Source organism: Pseudomonas sp. C9 (assembly GCF_002000165.1).
GTDB lineage: Bacteria > Pseudomonadota > Gammaproteobacteria > Pseudomonadales > Pseudomonadaceae > Aquipseudomonas.
In genome coordinates, this window is sequence record NZ_MPAK01000001.1 from 530,028 (window position 1) to 556,449 (window position 26,422).

Annotated in this window: 28 protein-coding genes; 16 read left to right on the top strand and 12 right to left on the bottom strand. The window is 60.4% G+C overall.

The features are described 5' to 3' along the window. Positions 1–113: 113 nt before the first annotated feature. Positions 114–1,013 (bottom strand): LysR family transcriptional regulator, encoded by a 900-nt coding sequence (locus BMS17_RS02520; protein WP_077430349.1) that lies wholly within the window; start codon positions 1,011–1,013, stop codon positions 114–116. A gap of 150 nt (positions 1,014–1,163) precedes the next feature. Here BMS17_RS02520 and BMS17_RS02525 point away from each other — a divergent pair, with 150 nt between their 5' ends. Genes BMS17_RS02525 through BMS17_RS02535 form a run of 3 tightly spaced genes read left to right on the top strand, consistent with a single transcriptional unit; the run spans position 1,164 to position 3,757 of the window. Then, positions 1,164–1,862 carry a CoA transferase subunit A gene (locus tag BMS17_RS02525; protein WP_046027771.1) on the top strand — a complete coding sequence of 233 codons (699 nt, stop codon included), beginning with the start codon at positions 1,164–1,166 and terminating at the stop codon, positions 1,860–1,862. A gap of 36 nt (positions 1,863–1,898) precedes the next feature. Further along, positions 1,899–2,564, top strand: a complete 666-nt coding sequence (locus BMS17_RS02530) for a CoA transferase subunit B (RefSeq protein WP_046027772.1) — start codon at positions 1,899–1,901, stop codon at positions 2,562–2,564. Between the two features lie 11 nt (positions 2,565–2,575). Continuing rightward, positions 2,576–3,757 carry an acetyl-CoA C-acetyltransferase gene (locus BMS17_RS02535; protein WP_046027774.1) on the top strand — a complete coding sequence of 394 codons (1,182 nt, stop codon included), beginning with the start codon at positions 2,576–2,578 and terminating at the stop codon, positions 3,755–3,757. Between the two features lie 264 nt (positions 3,758–4,021). Here BMS17_RS02535 and BMS17_RS02540 read toward each other — a convergent pair whose 3' ends face one another. After that, on the bottom strand, positions 4,022–4,624 hold the full coding sequence (locus BMS17_RS02540; protein WP_077430350.1) for an NADPH-dependent F420 reductase: 603 nt from the start codon (positions 4,622–4,624) through the stop codon (positions 4,022–4,024). Between the two features lie 113 nt (positions 4,625–4,737). Between BMS17_RS02540 and BMS17_RS02545 the strand changes: the two genes are divergently transcribed. Next, entirely contained in the window at positions 4,738–5,631 is an 894-nt protein-coding gene (locus tag BMS17_RS02545) for a LysR family transcriptional regulator (RefSeq protein WP_046027777.1), read from the top strand. Positions 5,632–5,754: 123 nt separating this feature from the next. Here the strand turns inward: BMS17_RS02545 and BMS17_RS02550 are convergent, their stop codons facing one another. Further along, positions 5,755–7,074, bottom strand: coding sequence for an Nramp family divalent metal transporter (locus BMS17_RS02550; RefSeq protein WP_046027778.1), 1,320 nt, complete (start codon positions 7,072–7,074; stop codon positions 5,755–5,757). A 57-nt stretch (positions 7,075–7,131) separates the two neighbouring features. Next, a complete protein-coding gene (locus BMS17_RS02555; protein ID WP_046027780.1) occupies positions 7,132–7,662 on the bottom strand; it encodes a chalcone isomerase family protein in 531 nt (176 codons plus the stop codon). Positions 7,663–7,830: 168 nt separating this feature from the next. Here BMS17_RS02555 and BMS17_RS02560 point away from each other — a divergent pair, with 168 nt between their 5' ends. The 5 genes from BMS17_RS02560 (at position 7,831) to BMS17_RS02580 (ending at position 11,362) form a co-directional block, all read left to right on the top strand. Continuing rightward, entirely contained in the window at positions 7,831–8,625 is a 795-nt protein-coding gene (locus BMS17_RS02560; RefSeq protein ID WP_077430351.1) for a hypothetical protein, read from the top strand. Positions 8,626–8,683: 58 nt separating this feature from the next. After that, positions 8,684–9,601, top strand: a complete 918-nt coding sequence (locus BMS17_RS02565) for a DMT family transporter (RefSeq protein ID WP_077430352.1) — start codon at positions 8,684–8,686, stop codon at positions 9,599–9,601. Positions 9,602–9,684: 83 nt separating this feature from the next. Then, positions 9,685–10,356 (top strand): glutathione S-transferase family protein, encoded by a 672-nt coding sequence (locus BMS17_RS02570; RefSeq protein WP_046027785.1) that lies wholly within the window; start codon positions 9,685–9,687, stop codon positions 10,354–10,356. A 31-nt stretch (positions 10,357–10,387) separates the two neighbouring features. Further along, on the top strand, positions 10,388–10,714 hold the full coding sequence (locus tag BMS17_RS02575; protein ID WP_046027786.1) for a putative quinol monooxygenase: 327 nt from the start codon (positions 10,388–10,390) through the stop codon (positions 10,712–10,714). Between the two features lie 78 nt (positions 10,715–10,792). Further along, the gene (locus tag BMS17_RS02580; RefSeq protein ID WP_077430353.1) at positions 10,793–11,362 is read left to right on the top strand and encodes a hypothetical protein; all 570 of its coding nucleotides are present in this window, start codon (positions 10,793–10,795) and stop codon (positions 11,360–11,362) included. 3 nt (positions 11,363–11,365) lie between these two features. Here the strand turns inward: BMS17_RS02580 and BMS17_RS02585 are convergent, their stop codons facing one another. The 3 genes from BMS17_RS02585 to BMS17_RS02595 form a co-directional block, all read right to left on the bottom strand. Further along, positions 11,366–12,082: an alpha/beta hydrolase gene (locus tag BMS17_RS02585; RefSeq protein WP_077430354.1), complete on the bottom strand. Its 717-nt coding sequence runs from the start codon at positions 12,080–12,082 to the stop codon at positions 11,366–11,368. 187 nt (positions 12,083–12,269) lie between these two features. Beyond that, on the bottom strand, positions 12,270–13,382 hold the full coding sequence (locus BMS17_RS02590) for a M14 family metallopeptidase (protein WP_077430355.1): 1,113 nt from the start codon (positions 13,380–13,382) through the stop codon (positions 12,270–12,272). Between the two features lie 201 nt (positions 13,383–13,583). After that, entirely contained in the window at positions 13,584–14,363 is a 780-nt protein-coding gene (locus BMS17_RS02595; protein ID WP_077430356.1) for an ABC transporter substrate-binding protein, read from the bottom strand. Between the two features lie 246 nt (positions 14,364–14,609). Between BMS17_RS02595 and BMS17_RS02600 the strand changes: the two genes are divergently transcribed. Then, positions 14,610–15,251 carry a type 1 glutamine amidotransferase gene (locus BMS17_RS02600; RefSeq protein ID WP_046027791.1) on the top strand — a complete coding sequence of 214 codons (642 nt, stop codon included), beginning with the start codon at positions 14,610–14,612 and terminating at the stop codon, positions 15,249–15,251. Positions 15,252–15,288: 37 nt separating this feature from the next. Here BMS17_RS02600 and BMS17_RS02605 read toward each other — a convergent pair whose 3' ends face one another. Beyond that, positions 15,289–15,723, bottom strand: coding sequence for a rhodanese-like domain-containing protein (locus BMS17_RS02605; RefSeq protein WP_046027792.1), 435 nt, complete (start codon positions 15,721–15,723; stop codon positions 15,289–15,291). 101 nt (positions 15,724–15,824) lie between these two features. Between BMS17_RS02605 and ftrA the strand changes: the two genes are divergently transcribed. Next, positions 15,825–16,799, top strand: a complete 975-nt coding sequence (gene ftrA, locus BMS17_RS02610; protein WP_077430357.1) for a transcriptional regulator FtrA — start codon at positions 15,825–15,827, stop codon at positions 16,797–16,799. A gap of 148 nt (positions 16,800–16,947) precedes the next feature. Here ftrA and cobF read toward each other — a convergent pair whose 3' ends face one another. Further along, positions 16,948–17,703, bottom strand: a complete 756-nt coding sequence (gene cobF / locus BMS17_RS02615; protein WP_046027794.1) for a precorrin-6A synthase (deacetylating) — start codon at positions 17,701–17,703, stop codon at positions 16,948–16,950. Beyond that, positions 17,703–18,275: a histidine phosphatase family protein gene (locus tag BMS17_RS02620; protein WP_077430358.1), complete on the bottom strand. Its 573-nt coding sequence runs from the start codon at positions 18,273–18,275 to the stop codon at positions 17,703–17,705. Before BMS17_RS02620 ends, cobF begins: the two co-directional genes overlap by 1 nt. 339 nt (positions 18,276–18,614) lie before the next feature. Between BMS17_RS02620 and BMS17_RS02625 the strand changes: the two genes are divergently transcribed. From BMS17_RS02625 to BMS17_RS02640, 4 genes are all read left to right on the top strand, one after another. After that, a complete protein-coding gene (locus BMS17_RS02625; protein ID WP_046027796.1) occupies positions 18,615–19,469 on the top strand; it encodes a MurR/RpiR family transcriptional regulator in 855 nt (284 codons plus the stop codon). A 241-nt stretch (positions 19,470–19,710) separates the two neighbouring features. Further along, positions 19,711–20,727 (top strand): arginine N-succinyltransferase, encoded by a 1,017-nt coding sequence (locus BMS17_RS02630; protein ID WP_046027798.1) that lies wholly within the window; start codon positions 19,711–19,713, stop codon positions 20,725–20,727. Positions 20,728–20,788: 61 nt separating this feature from the next. Further along, entirely contained in the window at positions 20,789–21,823 is a 1,035-nt protein-coding gene (gene astA / locus BMS17_RS02635) for an arginine N-succinyltransferase (protein WP_077430359.1), read from the top strand. A 199-nt stretch (positions 21,824–22,022) separates the two neighbouring features. Continuing rightward, positions 22,023–22,892 (top strand): oxaloacetate decarboxylase, encoded by an 870-nt coding sequence (locus BMS17_RS02640; protein ID WP_077430360.1) that lies wholly within the window; start codon positions 22,023–22,025, stop codon positions 22,890–22,892. A 131-nt stretch (positions 22,893–23,023) separates the two neighbouring features. Here the strand turns inward: BMS17_RS02640 and BMS17_RS02645 are convergent, their stop codons facing one another. Next, on the bottom strand, positions 23,024–23,326 hold the full coding sequence (locus BMS17_RS02645) for a hypothetical protein (protein ID WP_046027802.1): 303 nt from the start codon (positions 23,324–23,326) through the stop codon (positions 23,024–23,026). Between the two features lie 367 nt (positions 23,327–23,693). Next, complete coding sequence (locus BMS17_RS02650; RefSeq protein WP_046027803.1) at positions 23,694–24,764, bottom strand: diguanylate cyclase; 1,071 nt, start codon at positions 24,762–24,764, stop codon at positions 23,694–23,696. Between the two features lie 193 nt (positions 24,765–24,957). Between BMS17_RS02650 and BMS17_RS02655 the strand changes: the two genes are divergently transcribed. Continuing rightward, on the top strand, positions 24,958–26,412 hold the full coding sequence (locus BMS17_RS02655) for an NAD(P)/FAD-dependent oxidoreductase (RefSeq protein ID WP_046027805.1): 1,455 nt from the start codon (positions 24,958–24,960) through the stop codon (positions 26,410–26,412). Positions 26,413–26,422: the final 10 nt, after the last annotated feature.

The following is a 26,422-nucleotide window of genomic DNA, read 5'->3' on the forward strand; positions in this document are numbered from 1 at the left end:
GCGGGCTTGCTCGCGAAGAGGCCAGTACATTCAGCATTAATGTTGCCTGCAACACCGTCTTCGCGAGCAAGCCCGCTCCCACATTAGATTTGTGTTGGTCATCAGACCCGTGTTCACCGCGCGGGCATGCTTTGGCCGAGTCCTTCTTTGAGGATGTCGAACAACGCCTGCGCCGCCGCCGACAGTTCTACCCCTGGCTTGGTCAGCACGCCAATCGCCCGTTCCACCACCGGATCACGCAAGGTAATGCAGTGTGCGCCCAGCTCTTGCATCTGCCCGGCGCACAACGCCGGTACCGCGCTTACGCCCAGGCCGCTGGCGACCATCCGCCCGACGGTCGCCAACTGATGACTTTCAAACTCCACCGGCAATTTCATGCCCCGCGCCTGCAAATGTTCTTCCAGCATCACCCGCACCGTAGAGGGTCGCTGCAAGGTGATGAACGGCTCCTTGAGCAGCGTTTGCCAGTCGATGGCATCGAGTTCGACCAGCGGCGAGTCCTTGGGCACGATGGCCACGAAGCGGTCCATGTACAACGGCGTGAACGCCAGAGACGAACTCTGCGTCGGCTCAAACGCCACGCCCAGCTCCACTTGGCGGTCGCGGACCATTTCCAGCACCTGCTCGTTGATCACGTCATTGACCGTGACGTTGACCTTGGGATAACGCGCACGGAACGTCTTGAGAATCGGCGGCAGCAGGTTGCCGGCAAACGACGGCATGGCCGCCAGCGTCACGCGGCCACGCTGCAGGGTGAAGCGTTGGCGCAGCTCATCCTCGGCGTTGTCCCAGTCAGCGATCAACCGGCGAGCCAGAGGCACCAGCGCCTCGCCCTCGGCGGTCAGCGCCACGTTGCGCGTGTTGCGGGTGAACAGGCGCCCGCCCAGCCCGTCTTCCAGCGCCTTGATCGTCAGGCTCAACGCCGATTGCGACAGGTGCAAGCGCTCGCACGCCACGGCAAAACTCAGACTCTGGGCCACAGCCAGGAAGGCGCGGATCTGCTTGACTGTCATGACCGGTGGCTCCAACGTATTACGGGCGATTGATTAGTGAGTTTTATCTATCAATCAACCTTAAAAATCAACTTAACAAATGAATGCAGTGACGCGACACTTCATCGCATACGGCTAGCCAGCCGCCCACAAAGAATAAAAGAGGTGCATATGGCAGGTTTCGACAAGCGCGTGAGTTCCTACGAGGAAGCCATGGCCGGTCTTGAAGACGGCATGACCGTGATCGCTGGCGGCTTCGGCCTTTGCGGGATCCCGGAAAACCTGATCAACGAGATCAAGCGCAAAGGCACTCGCGACCTCACGGTGGTTTCCAACAACTGCGGCGTGGACGGTTTCGGCCTCGGCGTGCTGCTGGAAGACCGGCAGATCAGCAAAGTTGTGGCCTCGTACGTGGGCGAGAACAAGATGTTCGAAGAGCAGCTGCTCAGCGGCGCCATCGAAGTGGTCCTGACCCCGCAAGGCACCCTCGCCGAAAAAATGCGCGCTGGCGGCGCCGGCATCCCGGCCTTCTTCACCGCCACTGGCGTCGGCACTCCGGTCGCTGATGGCAAGGAAGTGCGCGAATTCCATGGCCGCCAGTACCTGATGGAAGAATCCATCACCGGCGACTTCGCCATCGTCAAAGGCTGGAAAGCCGACCATTTCGGTAACGTGATCTATCGCCACACCGCCCAGAACTTCAACCCGCTGGCCGCCACCGCCGGCAAGATCACCGTGGTTGAAGTCGAAGAAATCGTTGAACCCGGCGAGCTGGACCCGGCGCAGATCCACACCCCAGGCATCTACGTCGACCGGGTCATTTGCGGCACGTTCGAGAAGCGCATCGAACAGCGCACCGTGCGTAAGTGATCCCCTGCCCCCGGACCGAATGAAGGAATAACAACAATGGCACTTTCCCGCGAACAAATGGCTCAACGCGTCGCCCGCGAAATGCAGGACGGCTTTTACGTGAACCTGGGCATAGGCATCCCGACCCTGGTTGCCAACTACATCCCCGAAGGCATGGAAGTCATGCTGCAGTCGGAAAACGGCCTGCTCGGCATGGGTCCTTTTCCTACTGAAGAAACCATCGATGCCGACATGATCAACGCCGGCAAACAAACCGTGACCGCACGTACCGGCGCTTCGATCTTTTCGTCGGCCGAGTCCTTCGCAATGATCCGCGGTGGCCATGTCGACCTGACCGTGCTGGGCGCCTTTGAAGTAGACGTACAAGGCAACATTGCCTCGTGGATGATCCCGGGCAAGCTGGTCAAGGGCATGGGCGGCGCCATGGACCTGGTCGCCGGCGCAGACAACATCATCGTCATCATGACCCACGCGTCCAAGGATGGTGAGTCCAAACTGCTGGACCATTGCAGCCTGCCGCTGACCGGCGCCGGTTGCATCAAGCGCGTGCTGACTGACCTGGCGTATCTGGAAATCGAAAACGGCGCGTTCATTCTCAAAGAACGTGCGCCGGGCGTCAGCGTCGAGGAGATCGTTGCCAAGACGGCGGGTAAACTGATTGTTCCCGATCACGTCCCGGAAATGCAGTTCGCTGCCCAGTGAGGAATCCTTCCATGCAAGACGTCGTAATTGTTGCCGCCACCCGCACTGCCATCGGCAGCTTCCAGGGTTCCCTGGCTGGCGTATCCGCGGTTGACCTCGGTGCGGCGGTGATCCGTCAGTTGCTGGCGCAAACCGGCCTGAACCCGGCGGAAGTCGATGAAGTGATCATGGGCCAGGTCCTGACCGCCGGTGCCGGGCAAAACCCTGCGCGCCAGTCCGCGATCAAGGCCGGCCTGCCGTTCACCGTACCGGCCATGACCCTGAACAAGGTCTGCGGCTCGGGCCTCAAGGCCTTGCACCTGGCGACCCAGGCGATTCGCTGCGGCGATGCCGAGGTGATCATTGCCGGCGGCCAGGAAAACATGAGCCTGTCCAACTACGTGATGCCGGGCGCTCGCACTGGCTTGCGCATGGGTCACGCGCAAATCGTCGACACCATGATCAGCGACGGCTTGTGGGATGCGTTCAACGATTACCACATGGGCATCACTGCCGAAAACCTGGCTGAAAAGTACAACCTGACCCGCGAGCAGCAGGACGCTTTTGCCGCCGCCTCCCAGCAAAAAGCCACGGCAGCCATTGAAGCCGGGCGTTTTGCCGATGAGATCACGCCGATCCTGATTCCTCAGCGCAAGGGCGACCCACTGTCCTTCGCCACCGACGAGCAGCCACGCGCCGGCACCACCGCTGAGGCGCTGGGCAAACTGAAAGCGGCGTTCAAAAAGGACGGTTCGGTGACGGCTGGCAACGCTTCGTCGCTGAACGACGGTGCTGCCGCCGTGATCCTGATGAGCGCCGACAAAGCCAAGGCCCTTGGCCTGCCGGTGCTGGCGAAAATCGCCGCTTATGCCAACGCTGGCGTAGACCCGGCGATCATGGGCATCGGCCCGGTGTCCGCCACCCGTCGTTGCCTGAGCAAGGCCGGCTGGTCCATCGACCAACTGGACCTGATCGAAGCCAACGAAGCGTTCGCCGCTCAATCGCTGGCAGTGGCCAAGGACCTGGAATGGGACTTGAACAAAGTCAACGTCAACGGCGGCGCCATCGCATTGGGTCATCCGATCGGTGCATCGGGCTGCCGCGTGCTGGTGACCTTGCTGCATGAAATGATCAAGCGTGACGCCAAGAAAGGCCTCGCCACCTTGTGCATCGGCGGTGGTCAGGGCGTGGCCTTGGCAATCGAACGGGCCTAAAGCGTTCAACAGACTGCGCGGGGACCCACGAAGATCCGTCGCAGTCTGGTAACACCCCCGGTGCGATTCACCTCGCACCGGGTTCTACCGCATACCTTGTAGCAGCTGGCACATAACCTTGTGTAGCAGCTGGCGAAGCCTGCGTCCGGCTGCGAAGCAGTCGTAAAGTCAGGCAATGCGGTGCATCAGGAAGACCGAGTGCTCGGGTTTTACGACTGCTTCGCAACCGGACGCAGGCTACGCCAGCTGCTACAGATCGTGCGCTCAGGCGAATTTCACCAGGTTCAGTGCTGGCAACGGCCCGCCTGGAAACTGCACCAGCCGCGCACCGATGCTCAACGCCCCGAGATCGATGCCGAAGAATCCCAACCGATCGATCAGCGCCGCCACCCGGGCTTTGGCCTCGACATCATCCCCCGACATGAACAGCACTCTGCGACCACCCTCCGCGCCTGGGTCGCTTTCAAGCAACCGCGCCTGAAGGTGATTGAACGCCTTCACCACCCGCGCCCCCGGTACCCATTCGGCAAACACTTCGCTGGACATGCGTCCGTGCAAGTCCACAGCCTTGAACGATGGCGCCTCAATCGAGTTGTTGGCATCGATCACGATCCGCCCGCCGAAATCCGACAGCCCCGCCAACGCCGCTGGCAATTTCGACCAGTTCACCGCCACCAGTACGATGGGTTGGGCGGCGGCTTCTTCACGGGTGCCGGCACGCGCCGTCGGCCCCAGCTCTGCCACCAGTGACGCGAGGGTTTGCGGCCCGCGACTGTTGGCGATAACTACTTCAATGCCTTTGCGCGACAGGGCTCTGGCAAATGCTGCGCCGATGGCCCCAGCGCCAATGATTCCGATAGTGCTCATGGTGTATTCCTCTCAAGTGATTAACGGTGGGATGAATACTGCCCTTGCCATTAGCGCGTGATTAGCCGGTAATGCCTTGAATCATCTTCAAGCATTGCTATCAGGCAACCGACATGGAAACCCTTGCCAACCTCGAATGCTTTGCCCGCAGCGCCGAAACCGGCAGTTTTTCGGCAGCCGCGCGATTGCTGGCCCTGACCCCGGCAGCCGTCAGCCGCAACGTGGCGATGCTTGAACGCAACCTCGGTGTGCGGCTGTTCCAACGCTCGACCCGCAAGCTCTCACTGACCGAGGCCGGCGAGCGTTTTCTGGCGAGCATCGGCGGCAATCTTGAGGCGTTGCAGGCGGCAATCAGCGCGGTGAACAGTGATCGGGGTGAGCCCGCCGGGGTGCTTAAAGTCAGCCTCGCACCGACCTTTGGCATCGGTCATATCTTGCCGCTGTTGCCAGCATTCCTTGAGCAATACCCATTGATCCGACCGGAATGGCACTTCGAAAACCGCCCCGTGGATCTGATTGCCGAAGGCTATGACGCGGCCATCGGTGGCGGCTTCGAATTGACGCCCGGTGTGGTGTCGCGGACGTTGGCGTCGGCGCACGTGGTGGCGGTTGCTTCCCCGGCCTATCTGGCCGTGCACCCGGAGCCCGCGCATCCGGCGGACTTGTCCAGGCACAGCGGCATCGTGATGCGCGGCAGCCGCACCGGGCGGATTCGTCATTGGGTGATGCAGGACGGTGCGGGCCGTGAAGCGTCGGCGGATCTGAGTGAAAACATCGTGCTCAATGACCCGGCGGCCATGCGCGAAGCCGCGATACTCGGTCTGGGTGTGACGCTGCTGGTGTTGCCGGACGTGATCGCCAACCTCCAGCGCGGCGAACTGGTGCGCTTGCTGCCCCACTGGCACGCGGACGCGGGGCCGATTTCGCTGTATTACCCGAGCCGAACGCTGATGCCGGCCAAGACCCGAGTGTTTATTGATTTTGTGGTAGGCGCATTCCAGAAATAATCCACGCTGATCATTCCCACGCTCTGCGTGGGAATGCAGCCCGGGACGCTCCGCGTCCCATCCAGAGCCGAACGCGGAGCGTCCGTTGAGGTATTCCCACGCAGAGCGTGGGAACGATCAGCGTCAGGCCAGAAACTGGAAGATCAACCAGCTATTCGCCCCACTGATCACCGCAAACAGCCCCCACACCAACACCCGCGTCGGCCACCGATTCACAAACGGCCCCATCAATTTGTGATCACTGGTCATGCGAATCAGCGGGTACAACGCAAATGGCAATTGCAAACTCAACACCACCTGGCTCAACACCAGCAGCTTGCCGATCGCATCATCCCCCATCAGCCAGACCCCGATGAACGCCGGGATCAACGCCAGCCCACGGGTGATCAAGCGTCGTTGCCAGCACGGAATCCGCAGGTTCAGAAAGCCTTCCATGATCACCTGCCCGGCGATGGTCCCGGTAAAGGTCGAACTCTGCCCCGATGCCAGCAACGCCACGCCGAACAGTACACTGGCCATCGCCCCGCCGACCAACGGGTCCAGCAGGTGATAGGCATCCTGAATGTCCACGACATCGGTATGCCCGGTCTTGTGGAATGCGGCCGCCGCGAGAATCAGGATCGCCGCGTTGACCAGCAACGCCAACGCCAGCGAGCCGATGGTGTCGATGCGCGCCAGTTTCACCGCATCCTGCTTGCTGGCCAGGTCCTTGCCAATCAACCGGGTTTGTACGATGGAGGTGTGCAAATACAGGTTATGCGGCATCACCGTGGCCCCGAGAATACCGATCGCCAAATACAGCGGCGCGGCCTCGCTGATGGCGGACAGTGACGGTGTGAACCCTCGGGCGACTTCCGGCCAGTAGGGTTTGATCAGCAACAGTTCGACAAAAAAACACACGCCGATGGTGCTCACCAGCACCAGCATGATCGCTTCCAGTCGACGGAAGCCACGGTTTTGCAGGGCCAGCACCAGCAGCGTGTCGAACGCGGTCAGTGCGATGCCAAACGTCAGCGAACACCCCAGCAACAGATGGAACGCCAGGGCGCAGCCGAGCACTTCAGCGAGGTCGGTGGCGATGATCGAGATTTCCGCCAACACCCATTGAGTTCGCGCAGTACGGGTGCTGTAGCGCTCACGGGACAACTGCGCCAGGTCGCGCCCGGTGGCAATGCCCAGCCGCGAACACAAACACTGCACCGCCATCCCGGCCAGGCTCGCCAGCAGCACCACAAACAACAGGCTGTAACCAAACCGCGAACCGGCTTCGATGGCGGTCGCCCAATTGCCGGGGTCCATGTAACCGATGGACACCAGCAAGCCTGGGCCGGCAAAGCGCAACACACGTTTAAAGAATGACGCACGAGGATCGACAGGGACGGAGCCCGCCACCTCTGGCGGGCAAAACGGCGCAGTAGCGGTTTTCGGCAAACTGAATTTCACACGATGATCCATCAACAGGTGGTAAGGCGCGGGGTCGCGCGCAGATCATCGCAAACTTTACGGGACAACGCCCAGCAACTGCTGGCGCAACTCGGGATTGCTCGTGTGCGGGTCGAACCAGATCGCGAAAAACGCCCGGGCGAATTGCGGGTCGTTCACTTCACGCAGCAATTGCTGACCGACAAAAAAACGCGCGCCCTGCCCTGGCAGATAGACGCCGGTCAATCGCGTGCCGGGCTGCACATCGATGAACGACTGCTGCATCAGTGCCTGCCACGCCGCCAACTGCTCGGCACTGACCGTATCGCCGCAGACTCGCTTGATTTCCTTGACGGTCGCTTGCACCAACTGCTCGCGGGAGATCGAGCGCTGGTAAATCAGCTCCAGGGCAAACGGCTTATCACTGGAGAACGGTCGCTCCACGCTCCAGAGCCGCGCGCTGTAGACGTCAAAACCGTACTTGCGAAACTCGCCGCTGCCAATGAGCTGCGCACCGGGTAACGCCTCCTGCCAATTAGCCAGCGCCTGGCAACCGAGCAGTGCCAGCAGCCAAAGACCATGGCGCAGTGATGAGCGTTGGCGGTTCATGCTGAGCTCGCCCCCCTCGAGGAATGCCTTGATAAAACGTATGTGTAAAAGCGGGTTTCGTACAATTTTCGGCGCTCTTATTTTTGTATACAAAATCACCCTGTCCGTAGCGCAATCTACTGCATGCAATGTTACCGTTGCCACCTCACCCTGGTCGGAGATGTGCGCGTGTTGATCCTCAAACTGCTGGTGATCCCGGGATTTCTGCTGCTGATTTCACTGGCCGGTAAACGCTGGGGGCCAAGCGTGGCCGGTTGGCTGTCGGGATTGCCGGTGGTGGTCGGGCCCATTCTGCTGTTCCTCGCCCTCGAACAAGGTGAAGCGTTCGCCGCGCAATCGGCCACGGCGGCGTTGTCGGCGATGTTCGCGATGATTGCCTTCTGCGTGACCTATGCCCAAGTCGCCCAGCGGACCGAATGGCCGTTGGCGTTGACGGTTTCACTGTTAGTCTGGACGGGGGTGGCGATGGTTCTGGCGCTGATCCCTGCGTCCCTGCTGTTCTCCGTGTGCGCCGCCGCGACCGCGCTGCTCGCCGCACCGTACCTGTTCCCGACCGTGAAGCCCTTGACCAGCGGCCCGGCACCCAAGTCCGACAAACTGATCCTGCGGATGATTGCCGGCGCCCTGCTCACCTTGATCGTCACCTTCCTGGCCAGCACCGTCGGTGAGCGCTGGAGCGGCCTGCTCGCGGTGTTCCCGGTATTGGGCAGCGTGATGGCGGTGTTTTCCCAGCAAACCCGAGGCCCGGCGTTCACGGCGGCGTTGCTGCGAGCGACGGCCACGGGCATGTATTCGTTCGCGGCGTTTTGCCTGGTGTTGTCGTTGGCGCTGCCGCACATGGGGCTCAACGCTTTTGTGCTGGGCGTTACCGTGTCGGTCGCCATGCTGGCCGTGACCAAACGCTTGCTGGCGCGGCCGGTCGGCGCGACGACGGGCGCTGGACGAACAGCGATCAAGGACTAAGCTGCAACGAGTCATCGGGCAAGGATGTTGCCCGCCCCTATGCGCTGAAGGAACAGACATGACTCAGTCTCGCGTGCGCAATGCCGGACCGGCGACGGCCGTCGGCGTGATTGCGATCTTCCTCTGGTCTTGTCTTGCGCTGCTGACCACCCTGACCGAAGGCATTCCACCCTTTGAACTGCTGACCCTGAGTTTCGGCGTCGCGTTTGCCGCGAGCCTGATCATTCTGGGGCGCCACGGGGTGGCCGGTTTCAATAGCTGGCGCCAACCCTGGGCGGTATGGGCCACTGGCTTCGTCGGGATTTTCGTTTATCACGCGCTGTATTTTTTTGCGCTCAAGGTCGCACCGGCGGCCGAAGCCAGCCTGATCAACTACCTGTGGCCACTGTTGCTGGTGCTGCTGTCGGCGCTCGCCGCCGGAGAAAAGCTGCACAAGCGCCAAGTGCTCGGCGCCTTGCTGGGCCTGGCGGGCACGGCGTTCATCATGCAGCAACGCGCGACGCACACCGCTGGCGCAATGCCCATGGCCGGGTATCTGGCGGCGTTCGGTTGTGCGCTGATCTGGGCTGGATACTCGGTGTTCAACCGCCGCTTCAGTGAAGTCCCGAGCAGCATTATTGGCGGCATCTGTGGCATGTCCGCGGCTGCGGGGCTGGTTTGTCACCTGGCCTTCGAAACCACCGTGAGGCCCGACTCGGCTCAATGGGCCGCCATTATTGTCCTCGGCCTGGGACCGGCAGGCCTGGCGTTTTTTGCCTGGGACCACGCCACCAAACACGGCCACCTGGCGACGCTGGGGGCCCTGTCCTATCTGGCGCCATTGATGTCGACCCTGTTGCTGATCGTCGTTGGCCATGGTTATGCCGGGTCGATCCTGATCATTCCGGCGCTGCTGATTATTGCCGGGGCGGTGATTGCCACGTGGCAAGCCACCGACAAAAGCCCTGCAACACGTTCGATCACTTCGCACGAGTAGAGCAACAACCTCGCACGTCAATCGAACAGGTTTCCCGCAACATCACCCTCAGTTCACCCCCATCACTGACTGAGGCCTACACCATGAAATTTTTTTTCCACCCTTCGCCTAACCCGATGAAAGTGGCCCTGCTGCTCGAAGAGTTGCAAACGCCTTATGAATTGATCGGCGTCGACACCTTCAAAGGCGAACAACACCTGCCAGCCTTTTTGGCGATCAACCCGAACGCCAAGGTGCCCGCACTGGTTGACGGCGACGCCACCGTGTTCGACTCCCAGGCGATCCTGTTGCACCTGGCGCAAAAACATCAACGCTTCCTGCCGACCACCGCGGCCGGCAATGCCGAACTGCTGTCGTGGCTGATGTTTATCGCCACCGGCCTGTCGCCATTCTCGGGGCAAGCCGTGCACTTCCTGCACCACGCACCCGAAGACCTGCCTTATGCCAAGAACCGCTACTTGAAAGAAGTCGAGCGTCACTACCGCGTACTCGACCAGCGTCTGGCCGATCATCAATACCTGGCCGGCGACACTTACAGCATCGCCGACATGGCGCTCTGGGGTTGGGCCAATTACGCACCGTACATCCTTGGCGAGAACGGCCTGGCGGCATACCCGAACGTCAAGCGCCTGTTCGATGAAATCAGTGCCCGCTCGGCCGCGCAGCGAGCCCACGGCCTGAAAGAAAAACTGGTATTGAAGGCTGAGTTCGACGAAGAAACCCGTCGCAACCTGTTCCCGCAGAACCAGGCTTAATCCACCAATTACGGCATTCGAGGGTGATGAAATGAGTGATCACGTCGCGTTTATCGTTTACCTGCCGGCGAAACCCGAACGGTTCACCGAAACCAAAGAGCGGCTGCTGGACGTGGTGCACCAGATGTCCGCCGAGCCAGACTTCGTCAACACCTGGGTCCACCAGTTGCAGGACGAACCGAACACCCTGGTGCTCTACGAAACCTGGAACTGCAGCAAGGAAGACTTCATCGCGCGTCACCTGCGCAAACCGTATCGCCAGGAATACGAAAAACTATTGCCGGACTTGTTGGCCACGGAGCGTCGGATCGAGTTTCTGGAAGTGATCCGCAGCTATCCGTCGCGCCGCGAGGTGTAAACCGACACCGTGCTGGAATGCTTTACAACGTCCATGGGATGATCGCCGTCAAAGCGCGATCATCCCTGGAGTTTTTGCATGTCACTGTTGAGTAAAAAAACCGCTGTCCTGTTGCTGACCGCGGTTGCCAGTCTGGGCGCGTTGCATGCACAGGCGGCCAAGGCCCCTGCCAGCAATAACGAGCCGGCTCAGAAAGTCTCGATGCTGGGCGGCAAGTTCACCTTCACCCTGCCCAAAGGCTTTACCGCCAACACCCTGCCGTCCAGCCCGACCGGCGCGAGCGGCACCATGTACACCAACGAAACCACCAAAACCGTGGTGATCACCGCTGAAAACAACCTGCCGAAAGACGTCAGCGTCACCAACAACGACGGTGCGTTTCTCGACGGTACGGTCGCCGATTTCGACGCATCACAACGCAACGCCCTGCCGGACTTCAACAAGCTCAGCGAAAAAAGCCTGACGCAAAGAGGTACCGGGCTGGGGCTTCGCCAGGTTGACAGCACGGCCACACAGGGCGGCGGCATGACCCTCAACACCACGCTGATGGCCGCGTCCGGCAACCGCATGGCCGTGGTTCAGGTCATTTCCCGTCCGGGCGACATGGCCGCGCATGAGACATTGATCAAACAGATCGTCAGCAAGTAAGCGTCAAGGGTTGAGGCGCTGCAACCAGGCGTTCAAATCCTCGATCTCGGCCGCACTGATGGTGTGGCCGAGCCCTTCGTAGGCATGAAACTCAGGCTTGAGTAACAGGCTCTGCAACAGGTTGTCAGCGTCTGTGCCGTCCTTGAACGGCAGGCGAGTGTCCTCTTTACCATGCCCAATGAAAATCGCCAGTGGCAGGTGTTTTTCCTCTTTTTTGAGTTCGGATTTGAGCACCGGCAGGATCCGCCCACTCAACGCCGCAATCCCGCCGACCGCCTCGGGGTGACGTAACGCCACTTCGTAGGACATGATCGCGCCCTGGCTGAACCCCACCAGGAACACCTTGTCCGGTTCGGTGTGATATTTCTTCGCGGCCTGTGCGATGAAATCCAGCAGCACCTGGCCGCTGCTCTTCAAGTCATCGGTCTTGCCGTTATAGGCCCCTTCGCCCCTCTTGCGAAACCACTGATAGCTGCCCTCTTCCATCGTCATCGGTGCGCGCACCGACAGGTAGGTGTAGGTGGCCGGCAGATCATCCTTGATTCCGAACAAGTCCTGCTCGTTGCTGCCGTAGCCGTGGAGGAAAATCACCAGTGGCTGATGACTGGACTCGGCGTTGGCCTGCTCCAGGTAATTGAGTGGCAGATCGGTTTGCAGCGTGGTTTGTGCATGGACCGTGGCGGATGCCAGCAGCGCCAACAGGGCGAGAAACTTCAACATAAACCTTCCTTCAAAGGCGCAGGGTTCAGGGTGAGCCTAGCACTGTGAGTCTGCCTGGGGATTTTGGGTGTGGCTGATGCCGTCATCGCGAGCAAGCTCGGCTCCCACAGGGATTGTGTGAGCACCGAAGATCCCCTGTGGGAGCCGAGCTTGCTCGCGATGAGGCCCTCAAGCACAACGAAAGACCTCAGTCGTTAATCAGTTTGCCAACCCGAATCGGCTCGCGCCCCGCCACTTTCGCCTGCCACGTCCCCGGCTGGGTATACCGCCCGCGATCAATCGCAAACAACACACCGCTGGTTCCGGCATGCACCGTCGTGACCTTGTCTTGCAGTGGATCAACCACTTCAAACAGGGCATCGCCCTGCTCCACCCACTCACCGGCCTCGCGCAGGAAACTGACCACCCCGTGATGCGGCGCAAACAGGTATTGGGTGCCCTCGAACGGCATGCCTTCACAGCACTCGTCCGGTGCCGACGGCCATTCGCCTTTGATGAAGCCCTGCTCGGCGAGGAAACCCAAGATGGCCTCGCAATTGGCTTGAGCCTGATCGACGCGGGTGTCGCCCATGCTGCCCAGCTCCAGCGTGGTCGCCAGATTGGCGGGTGGAATCGCCGCCTCAGGAAACGCTCGCGCCAGGCGCAACCACGGCGACGAACACGATTCATCGAACGAGCTGCCGCCGGAATCTTCACACAACAATGCCACGCCGGCCTTCAACCGTGCCGCCAGGGATTGCCACTGCGGCCAGTGCTGCGGCAACGCATAAATATGAATCGCCGCATCGAAATCGCAATGCAGATCGAGGGTGATGTCGGCATCGCACGCATGGCGCAACAGCAAGCGATGCATGGCTTCCAGCTGCGAGGCGGGTGCTGGCAAACCGTCGAGCACCTGGCCCATGGCCTGGCGGATCAGCGCGATGTTGGCCTGCGCATCGTTGCCCAACCGGTCGCCGATCAGCTCAGCCACGGGTGCGCTGAGTTCCACGAACGAACGGTTGAAATTCTTGCCGCTGCCCAGTTCAAAGCGCCCCATGTGACTGCCTTGCAGGTGCTGGTCCAAACCAATCGGATTGGCCACCGGCACCAGTTCGATCACGCCCTGCAACTGCCCCTGGGTTTCGAGTTCGGCCAGGCGCTTTTTCAGCTCCCATGCCGTACGCATGCCTGGCAGTTCATCCGCATGCAGGCTGGCCTGGATGTAGACCTTGCGCGTGCCCGCGCCGTAACGAAACACGCTGAGGGTACGTTCGGTGCCCAGGTGGCTCCAGGGCAGTGAATGATCGATGCGTTGCATGGATAAACTCCTGAAATCTGAACGGTGAGATCCCCTGTGGGAGCGAGCTTGCTCGCGATAGCAGTCTGACAGTCAAGTCATTGTTGCCTGACCCTCCGCTATCGCGAGCAAGCTCGCTCCCACAGGCTTCTCTGCTGCTAAAGAGAATGCACAAAAAAAATGGCAACCGCGTCAACGGTTGCCACTTTTTAAACGAGGTGATTACTCGCCGTAAACGTCAAAGTCGAAGTACTTGTCTTGCACTTGCTTGTACTTGCCGTTGGCGCGGATTTCGGTGATGGCTTTGTTGAATTGCTCAGCCAGAGCGGTATCGCCCTTGCGCACCGCAATCCCGGCACCACCGCCGAAGTACTTGGCGTCTTCGTAGGTCGGGCCAACGAATTCGAAGCCTTTGCCGGCGTCGGTTTTCAGGAAACCGTCACTGAGGTTGACCGAGTCGGCCAGCAGCGCGTCAACACGGCCAGAGACCATGTCCAGGTTGGCTTCCTGCTGCGAGCCGTAACGAACCAGTTCGATCCCCGCCGGCACCAGCACTTCAGTGGCGTAACGGTCGTGGGTGCTGGCGCGCAGCACGCCGACCTTCTTGCCTTTGAGCTGGGTCAGTGGATCGGTGATGTTGGAACCTGCCTTCATCACAAAGCGCGCCGGGGTGTGGTAGTACTTGATGGTGAAATCGACGTTCTTTTTACGGTCGTCGGTGATGGTCATGGACGACAGGATCGCGTCGATTTTCTTCACTTTCAGTGCCGGGATCAGGCCGTCGAATTCTTGCTCGACCCACGTACACTTCACTTTCATCTGCTCACACAGCGCGTCACCGATGTCCACGTCGAAACCGGTGAGTTTACCGTCAGGGGTTTTCATCGAGAATGGCGGGTAACCGGCTTCGATACCGATGCGGATCGGCTTGGCATCTTCGGCCACGGCGGTCAGGGACAACATCGACAGTGCCAGGGCACCGAACATCACTAGCTTCTTCATTTATAACTCCTGTGTGCGGAGGCTTTTATTGGCAGCTTAAGATTGGCTTTCGGCCGGTGAAAACCGAAGTGGCCGGCAGTCTAGAGTGGCTTCAAATGGGCAAATTGTGTTTAAGCGACAAATACTTATAGAAAAGTGGCTGCTACAACAGAGCGACTTGATGCGTGCGCCAAGGCAGTGCACAGACTGTAGGACAAGTCCTTTTTTCGGACAAATCTGACAAACAAAACTTACCCGAGAGCCGTGATGCCTACCTTGAATCTGATCCAGCACCACCCCGCCGAAGGCCCTGGTGCCATTGCTGACTGGGCCTCGTCCCGAGGTCTGACGCTGAAGGTGTTTCGTGCCGATCTCGGCCAATTGCCGCCCGTGAGCGCAGCACCGGTGATTGTGTTGGGCGGGCCATATGAATCCAATGCCGGGCCGACATGGCTTGAGACGGAGCGACAGTGGCTGGCGGGCAGTCTGGATAAAGGCGTCGCGGTGTTCGCGATTTGTCTGGGCGCGCAATTGCTGGCGTTGAGCCTGGGCGGAACGGTGCGACGGATGGCGCGCACGGAAACCGGCTGGACGTCGGTGACATTCATCGATGGGAAAAAGCTGAACGTGCTGGAGTGGCACGAAGACGCGATCGGCCTGCCGCCAGAGGCGCAATTGCTGGCCAGCAGCGATCAATGCGAACAGCAGATGTATCGCGTGGGGCCAACGCGGGTGGGACTGCAGTTCCATCCGGAGTGGAATGCCGAATCGGTGGCGATACTGAATGAACACTTTGCCGAGGAATCACCGTTGCCTCGGGGTGAACCGGACAGCGCCGCCTACGCCGCCGTTTATGACTGGCTGCAGGCGACGCTGGATGCGTGGTGGGCGGCTGCGTCCACTCGCTGAACGTCAGGACTGACGGGCTTTTTGTGTTACTTGAACGTCAACATTCGCAACCAATGGCGGCACTGGCCGGACGCTGTACCGTCGTACTCAATTCAAACCCTTCATCCAGCCACCCGGTCACACCGCCTATCATTTCCTTGACCGGGTAACCCAGCGCCGCGAGCTTCACCGCTGCCTTGTTGGCGCCGTTGCAGTGCGGACCGGCGCAATACACCACGAACAAGCTGCTTTTCGGGTAAGCCGCCAACCCTTCAGCGTTCAGCAATCGCCCCGGAATATTGATCGCGCCCGGCACATGCCCCCGCTCGAACGCCAGCGGGCCGCGCACGTCGACCAACACGAAATCCACCTCGCCGGCCTGTTGACTGCCGTGGACGTCGGAACAGTCTGTTTCGAATGTCAGACGGTTGCTGAAATGCATCAGGGCGATGGCCGAAGGGGCTGCGGGAATTTCGCGGACCAGGCTGGTCATGGGCAGTACTCCAAAGTCAGGGTGGGTGTGAGAAGACTTTATCCGCCCGATGCTTGGCGCTACAGTGGCGCACAAGACACTCACCGGGAACTTTCCGCCAAATGCAGCCTAACCCTGGATTGGTCGCGATCCTGGCCTACGACGGCCTCTGTACCTTCGAATTCGGCATCGCCGTGGAGATCTTCGGCCTGGCGCGGCCAGAGTTCGACTTTCCTTGGTATGAACACCGGATCGTCGCCGTGGATCAGGGCCCGATGCGCGCCATGGGCGGTATTCAAGTGCAGGCCGATGGCGGCATGGAGCTGCTCGAAGACGCCCGTACCATCATCATTCCCGGCTGGCGCGACCGTCATTCCCCAGTGCCCGAGCACTTGCTCGACGCCCTGCGAAAGGCCCATGCGCGGGGCGCGCGGTTGCTGTCGATCTGTTCCGGCGTATTTGTGCTGGCGGCGACTGGTTTGCTCGATGGCCACGGTGCCACCACTCATTGGCGCTACACCACCGAACTGGCCGAGCGCTTTGCGCATATCCAGGTCAACCCGGACGTGCTCTACGTCGACTCAGGTCAACTGATCACCTCGGCCGGCAGCGCAGCGGGTATCGATGCGTGCCTGCACCTGGTGGCTCGGGATTTCGGTACACACGTGGCGAACTCGGTGGCGCGACGGCTGGTGATGTCGCCGCAACGCACCGGCGGCCAGGCGCAATTTATTCCGGCACCGGTCAGCCCGACGCCGCGCAGCGATGTGTCACGCGTCATGCAATGGGCGCGCGAGCGCTTGCACGAACCGCTGGAGGTGCGCGAATTGGCCAGCGAGGCCGCCATGAGTGAACGGACGTTCCTGCGTCGGTTCACTGAGGCCACCGGGATGCCGCCCAAAGCGTGGTTGCAGCATGAGCGACTGGCACGAGCGCGGGAATTGCTGGAGAGCACCGACCACAACACCGATCAGATTGCCGAGCGGTGTGGGTATCGATCGGTGGAGAGTTTTCGGGTGGCGTTTCGCGGCGTTGTGGGTGTACCGCCGTCCGTGTATCGGGAGCGGTTCGGGCGTGGGGGCAGTGCGATCATTTAAGGTGTGTTTGAGGACGCCATCGCGGGCAAGCCCGCTCCCACAGGTTTGCGGGCGTACACAGCATCGGTGGCAGACACCTATCACTGTGGGAGCGGCGGTACGACGATTCGACTTGCCCGCGATGAGGCCATCCCGGACACGAGTTAACTCAAGGCTTACGCAACAAATAGGTATCCATAATCCACCCATGGGCCAATCGAGCCGCCTTGCGCACCCGCTCAATTTCATCACCTACATCCTTGAGTTTGCCGCTGATCAGGATTTCATCCGGCGTGCCTAAATAGGCGCCCCAGTAAATCTCGGTCTCCTGATCCGCCACCTGATGGTAGGCATCCTGCGCGTCCAGCATCACCACCACGCTGTCCGCATCACTCACCTGCCCCGCCGCCAGCCGTCGCCCTGTGGTGATTTCAATCGAGCGGCCAATCTCATTGAGCGGCACTTTATGCTGCGCCGCCAAGGCCTGGACGCTGGTAATACCGGGGATGACCTCGAACTCGAACACACAGCGCCCCGAGGCCAGAATCGCCTGCAAAATCCTGATCGTGCTGTCGTACAACGCCGGATCGCCCCACACCAGGAAACCGGCGCACTGATCATCGCTCAGGTGCTCATTGATCAAGCGTTCGAAGGTCAATTGCTTGGCAAGGTTGAGGTCTTCGACACTGTTCGTGTAGTCCACATCACCGCGCTCGCGCTCGGGGCTGTGGGCTTCGACGAAGCGGTAGTCGCGATCGGTGATGTAGCGCTCGCAGATCTCGCGACGCAGGTCGATCAACGAGTCTTTGCTCTGGCCCTTGTCCATCAGGAAAAACACATCGACACGGTTCAGCGCCTTCACAGCCTGCATCGTGACGTAGTCGGGGTTGCCGGCGCCAATGCCGATGACCAGCAGTTTTTTCATCACGACACTCCTTCGGCGTCGGTGCCGAGCAAGCGCAGACGCCAGCGGCCAGTGAAGCGCAATTCGATGGCTGACAACGGCTCAACGTCGATCTGATTGAAGGCCGCGCCCTGCACCACTTCCATCAACGCCGCCCGTATGACGAAGGGGTGGGTGATGGCAACGATATGCCCCGGTGCGCTTTCAAGCGTTTGAAGCCACTGCGCCACGCGCTGGCGCAATTGCACCACCGACTCACCGCCATGCGGCCCCGATGCCGGATCATCGAGCCAGGCCTGGAGCGCCGACGCTTGTGACGTTTGCAAGGCATCGATGTGTACGCCGTGCCACTGTCCGAAGTCGCATTCGCTCAATGCCGCGACGACTTCAACATCATCGCCGAACAAGGCAGCGGTTTGCCGGGTACGCAGCTCCGGGCCGCACAGTAAACGGGGTGTCCCTTTGAACTGGCTGCGGCGCGAGCCCTTCGCCAATTGCCAATCCATTTCCAGCGGCTCGTTCGTAGGAAAATACGCCAATTTCTGTGCGACGGTTCGAGCATGACAGATCAGAGTCAAACGGGTTGCCTGCACGAATTATCCACCTGTCGAAACCATCGAAAACGGCAACGCGCCGCAAAAATCTGCCCAATTGTGCCCCAAGAAGCCCGGTTCAGGGCGTTTCGTTTCACCGGTCACGCACCGCGTGCCGAACGCCAGGGTCGATGAAATTCGGTAATGTCCCACACGGTTATGGGCGATTGCCTACAAGCGCTGTCGACTTCCATGTAGCCCCCTTAGCACGCGGGTTTCGCCCCATTTTGGGGCTCGAAAAAACCGCCGAAAAATTCACTAGACTTGTTGAGTCCGCTACATAAATACTGTTTTAGCAATTTATGAAATGAAACCAACACCCATCCAGCAGGAGCCCGGATGCCCTCTCTCAGAGACCAGATCACCGACGCCGGCATGGAGCTGACGCCGTCGGAACGCAAGGTCATACGTGCCTTGCTGGATCAGTACCCGCGTAACGGCCTCGGCCCGATGTCACGTTTGGCCGAACACGCCGGCGTCAGCGATCCCACCATTGTGCGCCTGGTGAAAAAACTCGGGTTCAACGGTTATGCCGATTTCCAGGATGCCCTGCTCAGCGATATGGACCAGCGTTTGCGTTCCCCCAGTGCCCAGTTGCAACGGCGCTCCCATCTGCACAAAGGCGATGCATGGAGCCACTGTCTGGCGAGCAGCCATCGAGCGTTGGTGGATACCCACGCACTGACTCAGCCCGAAGACATCCGGATCCTCGTGGAATGGCTGCTCGACACTCGCCATCAGGTGCACTGCTTTGGCGGGCGCTTCAGCAATTTCCTCGCCCAGTACTTGCTCAACCACCTGCGCCTGCTACGCCCCGGCTGTTTTGCCCTGGAAGACAACGCGCAACTGCCGGACCGAGTGTTCGATGTGCAGCGCCAGGACGTGGTGCTGGTGTTCGACTACCGGCGCTACCAGTCGCGGACCTTGCGGTTGACCAACGCCGTCAAGAGCCGATACGCACGGGTGGTGTTGTTCACTGACATCTACACTTCACCCCTGCGCGAGATGGCTGACCTGATTATCAGTGCGCCGGTTGAATCGGTGTCGGCCTTCGACACCATGGTTCCGGCGCTGGCCCAGGTCGAGGCGCTGATTGCCTGCCTGACGTTGCGCAGCCCGGACCTGGCCGATCGCCTGGAAGGCATCGACGCCCTGCGCGGCGAATTCGACACCCACCTGCTGGAGGATAAATAAGGATGTTTACGCTCCCCCATTGCTCACCCCGGGACCTGCCATTCATCGCCCACCACACCGCGTTGCTGTGGGCACCGGCGATCATGTACAACACGGTGCTGGCCGACCCGAGCAACGACTGACAAAAAAAAGGGCGGCGTCTGACAACAAATCAGGCGAGCGCTGCTTTCATGCGTGGAAACCGACAGTGATAGTCAGGTTCGGTGCCAATCACCGAACCCTTTGATACAGGAGTGCAGCCATGCTGGTCTTACGCCCAGTCGAGTTAACCGACCTGCCCCAATTGCAGCAACTGGCCCGTGACAGCCTGGTGGGCGTCACGTCTTTGCCCGATGACAGCGAACGCTTGCGCAGCAGAATTCTCGAGTCCTGCGCCTCACTGGACAAAGACGTTGAGAAACATGGCCCGGAGAACTACTTCTTCGTCCTTGAGGACCTGACTGCCCGGCGCTTGGTGGGTTGCTCGGAAGTCCTGGCCACCGCCGGGTTCAACGAGCCGTTCTACAGCCTGCGCAACCGCCACTTCACCAGCGCCTCGCGGGAGTTGAACATCGAGCATGGCGTGCCGGCGCTGTCGTTATGCCACGACCTTAATGGTCACACCCTGCTGCGCGGCTTTCACATCGACGACGACCTGGTGCGCACCGAGTTCTCGGAGTTGCTGTCACGGGCACGGCTGCTGTTTATCGCGGCCCATTCGCAGCGATTTGCGGACGTTGTAATCACCGAAATCGTCGGCTACAGCAGCGACGAGGGGCAATCGCCGTTCTGGGATGCCGTGGGCAAGCACTTTTTCGACCTGCCTTATACCGAGGCCGAACGCCTGTGCGGGCTGGAAAGCCGGACCTTTCTCGCTGAACTGATGCCGCAGTACCCGATTTACGTTCCCATGCTGCCCCAGGCTGCGCAGGACTGCATCGGCCGGATTCACCCCGACGGCCAGGAGGCCTTCGACATTCTTGAACGCGAAGGCTTTGAAACCAACAGCTACATCGACCTGTTCGACGGCGGCCCGACCTTGTATGCACGCACCTCGAACGTACTCACCATCGCCCAAAGCCTGAGGGCAACGGCGCAGGCCGTTTCGTCCATCGATGCACGAGGCAGGTATCTGGTCAGCAATGACGCACTCAAGGGCTATCGCGCGATCGTCGCCGAACTGGATTACCAGGCCGGGCACCCGGTAGGGTTGAGCGCCGACATGTGCAGGGCCCTGAACGTGACCGATGGCAGCCCGATCCGGTTGATCGCCCTGTGAGCATCACTCGGCCCCGTGGCCAACGACAGCGCCCGAACAGGCGCGAAGAAGGAGCTGCATCATGATTGTCCGCCCGGTTCGCGTCACCGACCTGCCCGCCTTGATGGACCTGGTGCAACAGGCCGGCCCCGGGTTCACCACCCTGCCGGCCAACGAGGATCGCTTGGCGCACCGGGTGCGCTGGGCCCAGCGGACATTCGCCGAACAAGTCGAGCGTGCGGATGCCGATTACCTGTTTGTGCTTGAGGATGACGATCAGCAAGTGGTCGGCGTCAGTGCCTTGACCGGAGCCGTGGGCCTGCGTGAACCCTGGTACAACTACCGGGTCGGGTTAACTGTCAGCGCTTCGCCGGACCTGGGCATTCAACGACAGATTCCGACCCTGTTCCTGAACAACGAAATGACTGGCCAATCGGAACTCTGCTCGCTCTTTCTGCGCCACGACCAACGCCATGGCACCCATGGCCGGCTCCTGTCGCTGGCGCGCCTGCTGTTCGTCGCAGAATTCCCCCAGCAGTTCGGCGACAAGCTCATTGCCGAACTGCGTGGCCGCGCCGACGAGCATGGCTGTTCACCGTTCTGGGACAGCCTGGGCCGGCATTTCTTCAAGATGGAATTCAGCCACGCCGACCACCTGTCGGGGTTGGGCAGTAAATCGTTCATCGCCGAATTGATGCCGCGCCAACCGCTCTACACCTGCCTCCTGACGGAGCAGGCCCAAGCCGTGATCGGCAAGGCACACCCGAACACCGAACCGGCCTTGAAGATCCTCAGCGCCGAGGGTTTTTCCCACAAGGGCTACATCGATATTTTCGACGCAGGTCCGGTGATTGAAGCACCGGTGTCGAAAATCCGCACCGTGCGCGACAGCCAGGCCCTGGTGCTGACCATTGGCACGCCCGACGAACAGGCCCCGGTCTGGCTGATCCACAACCGTCGCCTGGAAAACTGCCGCATCACCGCCGCCAAGGCACGCATGGTGGGCAACAGCCTGATTGTCGACCGACTCACTGCCAAACGGCTGCAACTGCAGCCCGGCAACTCCGTGCGTGCGGTGCCATTGCTCAATCAACAGCAGCAGGCTGTAGCGGCGTAAACACTTGATGGCGAGTGCTGCGCACTCGGACGCAGCCTTCGGCAGCTGCTACAGGGGTTAGCGTTACTGTGAGGATTGCAGACAACAACTTTGTAAATTCGTCATCATCTTCTGTTCGTCCGCGTGATAGCCTTTTGTTCCTTCGGCGTTGACACTTTTGCTCAAGCCCTTCCATTCCAATTGCAGTGGTGGAACTCGTATGTCCAGGCTTTCCCATCAAGATTTGCGCCGTAACTTCCGCAAACTGTTCGCTTCCAACACCTGCTATCACACGGCTTCGGTCTTCGACCCGATGTCGGCCCGCATTGCGGCTGACCTGGGTTTTGAAGTGGGGATTCTGGGCGGCTCGGTCGCATCGTTGCAGGTGCTGGGCGCCCCCGACTTTGCGTTGATTACCCTCAGCGAGTTCGCCGAGCAGGCCACCCGCATTGGCCGCGTGGCGCAATTGCCGGTCATCGCCGACGCCGACCATGGCTACGGCAACGCGCTCAACGTGATGCGCACCATCGTCGAACTCGAACGCGCCGGCGTGGCCGCGCTGACCATCGAAGACACCTTGCTGCCGGCACAATTCGGCCGTAAATCCACCGACCTGATCGGCGTCGCGGAAGGCGTCGGCAAGATCCGTGCAGCGCTGGAAGCCCGCGTCGATTCAGAAATGGCGATCATCGCCCGCACCAACGCCGGCATCCTGCCCGTCCAGGAAATCATCAGCCGCACCCAGCAGTACCAAGCCGCCGGAGCGGACGGGATCTGCATGGTCGGTGTGCAGGACTTCGACCAACTGGAAAAAATCGCCGAGCACCTGAGCGTGCCGCTGATGCTGGTCACCTACGGCAACCCGGCGCTGCGCGATGACAAGCGCCTGGCCGAACTGGGCGTGCGAGTGACGATTGACGGACATGGCGCTTACTTTGCGGCGATCAAGGCGACGTACGACAGCTTGCGCGAACAGCGGCAGATCTTTACCCAGGCCTCGGATTTGAACGCTACGGAGCTGACGCACACCTACACGCAGCCTGAGGAATACATCCGCTGGGCGGAAGAGTTTATGCGTGTGAAGGAGTGATGGTTTAGCTGTATTGCTTGGGCTGACGCCATCGCGGGCAAGCCACGCTCCCACATTTAATACGCGTTCCCCTGTGGGAGCGTGCGGTGCGGCGATCCGACTTGCCCGCGAAGGGGCCGGTTGCAACACCGCTAGATTGCAGCCTTGAACCCCTCCTCCCGCTGCAACGCCCGCGCCCGGATCACGTCCAGAATCGCGCATCCTTCACGCATCAGCAGATGCACCGCCCCGGTCACACGCGTCAGATCACAGTCTGAAATGCCTTTGAGGCCAAGGCTGGACAAGGTGTCCGCCAAATCACGAACCACGGTAAAGCGATGCGCCGCGCAGGCTGCGAGGTCGCTGAGTTCTTTGTGGGTATTGACGAAGAGCACCGGATTTTCGGCGTCGTAGGTGTCGATGGGGAGGTAACGCGGCATTACTTGGTCGTGCATTGTTGTAACTCCTGTAATTGGAGCAACCACCGTTTCGCGGCCAAACGAAGGTGGCAGCCGTACGCGGGTTGGCCGACCGGGTACAGGAACCGGCACACCCGAAGGTGTCCCACGCACAGCCGCCATAACACGATGTTTCAGGCGCTAATCGCCTGAACGGTGTCGGGTAGCTGGACGTTCCTGTATCCGACCGACCAAGGTCGTTCGCGGAGTTTTCCGCGAGCCCGAACTATAGGGGTCGATACCGAAACGCGGCAACAGGGTACGTTGTAGGAAACGTCTTGGAAAGTTGTGCGCCACTGAATGAGCCAGCTCAACCCCCACAAAAACCCTGTGGTGAGGGGGTTTAGGGGTTGCTGCTAAAGAGTCACACCGAATCAAACAACGCCCGATGCAGCTTGCCGTCGGCGCAAATCACCCGATTGCGGCCAGTGGTCTTGGCTTCGTACAGCGCCTGATCGGCGTCGTTGAGCCACAACGTGGCATCGGCGTGCGCCGGGTTGAAGGCGGCCAGGCCGATGCTCAGGCTGACTTTCAACGCCGGGCTTTGCTCGTAACCCAGCGTCGCGAAACGATCACGCAAGGCATCCATGGCCGCGGCGGCGCTGTTCAGGGGCAAGTCCGGCAGTAGCACGCAGAACTCGTCACCCCCATAACGCCCGGCCACATCGGTGGCACGCAGGTTCTGCTTGAGCATTTTGCTCAGCTGACGCAACACAATATCCCCGGCGACGTGGCCGTAGGTGTCATTGATGGTCTTGAAATGGTCGATGTCGATCAGCGCAATCGCCCCGCCCTGCTGCTGGCGTTGGCAACGCTGGAATTCAATTTCCAGTTGATCCTTCCAGGCGCCATGGTTCAGCAGGCCGGTCAGGCTGTCGGTGCGGCTCAGGGCCAGCAGTTCGCGCTTTTGCCGGCCCAGGGTGGTGGCCTGGCGAAAGCAGATCCAGCCCAACGCCAAGGGGTACAGGATCAGCAGCGGCATGCAGGCAAACATCTGCAATGGACTGGTTGGCGGGATGAACGCCGGCGTAAACAGCAGCCATCCAATGCCTATCCCGAGAATCTGCGCGACGGTGCCCACCAGCAGAAAACGCAAGCCACCGATGGCGACATTGTTCATCGCCATCATCGACAGCGTTGCAACACTGGGCAGCGGATTGAATTGCATGGCCGCCACCCAGAAACCACCGAGAAAGGCGTCGACCAGGATGTTGCGGTGCTCGGCGTGAAACGGAACCTTGGCCCGCCGCGCCCACTGATAGGCAACGTGCGGCCAGAACACCCCGTTGAACACCATCAAACCCCACACCCACGGCGCCGGGTCGAGGGGATACATCGCCGCGCTCACGCACAACAATCCCAGGGCCAAACCCAGGGTACGCGATGTATAAAGCCTCCTGGCCAATGAAAGTCCTTTTCCTCCCGCTTTTTCCATAAGGGCCTCTGCACCACTGAACGGAACCTGATGACACCGGGGTGACAGGTGCGATTGGAGTCTATCAGGGCAACGTTAAATAGCCATCACCGGCGAGCGGCCTGAATACCGTGGTATTGCCGCGAGGCGAGTCTTCAATGTTTGGCTATACATGAAAGAAGGGTTCAATAAACAACGATAAAAAAGGAGGCCCATGCAGACCTTTCAAGTATTGATCATCGGCAGCGGTTTTGGCGGTCAGTGCGCGGCGATCAATTTGCTCAAGGCCGGCATTGATGATTTTCGCTTGCTGGAACGACGGGATTTTTTCGGCGGCACCTGGTGCCAGAATACCTACCCCGGCGCAGCGGTGGACGTACCTTCGCCGCTGTATTCGCTGTCTTTTGCGCCCTACCGCTGGACGCAAATGTTCGCCGAACAAGCGGAGCTTCACCGCTATACCCAGTACGTGGTGGAACGCTTCGGCCTGCGCGAGCGGGTTGAACTGCAAGCCAATGTCGAACGCATCGAATGGGATGACGCCAACAAACGCTGGGCCGTGCACACCGCCACCAAAGGCACGTATTACGCACAGTTTCTGATTAACGCGACAGGGCCGTTGAGCCAGCCGGTCATTCCTCACTTCGCCGGTCAGGAACGCTTTCAGGGCAAGACCTTCCACACCAACAACTGGAACCATTCCTACGACTACCGGAAAAAACGCGTGGCCGTCGTCGGCAGTGGTGCCAGCGCTGCCCAGGTCATCCCGGCGATTGCCCCGGACGTCGAGCACCTGCATGTGTTCCAGCGCACACCACACTGGGTACTGCCACGGGCCGACCGTGCGTTTGGCCCTTTCCAGCGTTGGCTGCTGGGCCTGAAGCCGGCCTACAAGCTCCTGCGCTGGATGATCTATTGGCAGTTCGAAACCCGGGTGATCGCCTTCAAGTACTCGAAACCGGCGATCCACATGGTCCAGCAACACGCCCTGCGCTTTCTCAAACGGCAGGTGCCAGACCCCGCATTACGCCAAAAGCTGACACCGGACTTCACCATCGGCTGCAAGCGGGTGCTGGTCTCCAGCACCTACTACCCGGCGCTGAGCCGGCCTAATGTGACGTTGCACAGTCGCGAACAAGGCATCGCCGCCATCGACGAAACCGGCATCGTCACTCAGGACGGCCAGCACATCGACCTCGATCTGATCGTCTGGTCCACCGGTTACGACGCCACCGACGGGGTGATTTCCTACCCGGTCACCGGCAAACACGGCACGCAACTCAAGGACGTCTGGGCGCAGTACCCGCGGGCCTACCTGGGCACCAGCCTGCCGGACTTCCCGAACCTGTTTATCGTCACCGGCCCGAACACCGGCATTGGCCACACCTCGGCGCTGTTCATCATCGAATCGCAGATGAATTACATCCTCGACTGTATTCGCACGTTAAAAGCCCAAGGTTTACGCAGCATTGAAGTACGCCCCGAAGCGGAACGTACCTACACTGAAATGATCCATCGCGAAATGGAGCGCACGGTGTGGAAGTCCGGGGGGTGCCATAGCTGGTACCAAAGCAAGAGCGGTCATGTGATCGCCATGTTTCCGGGGTTTAGTTTCAGCTACCACCGATTGACCCGGGCGCTGAAACCTGCCGACCACATCCTGTCCTGATCACGTTAGA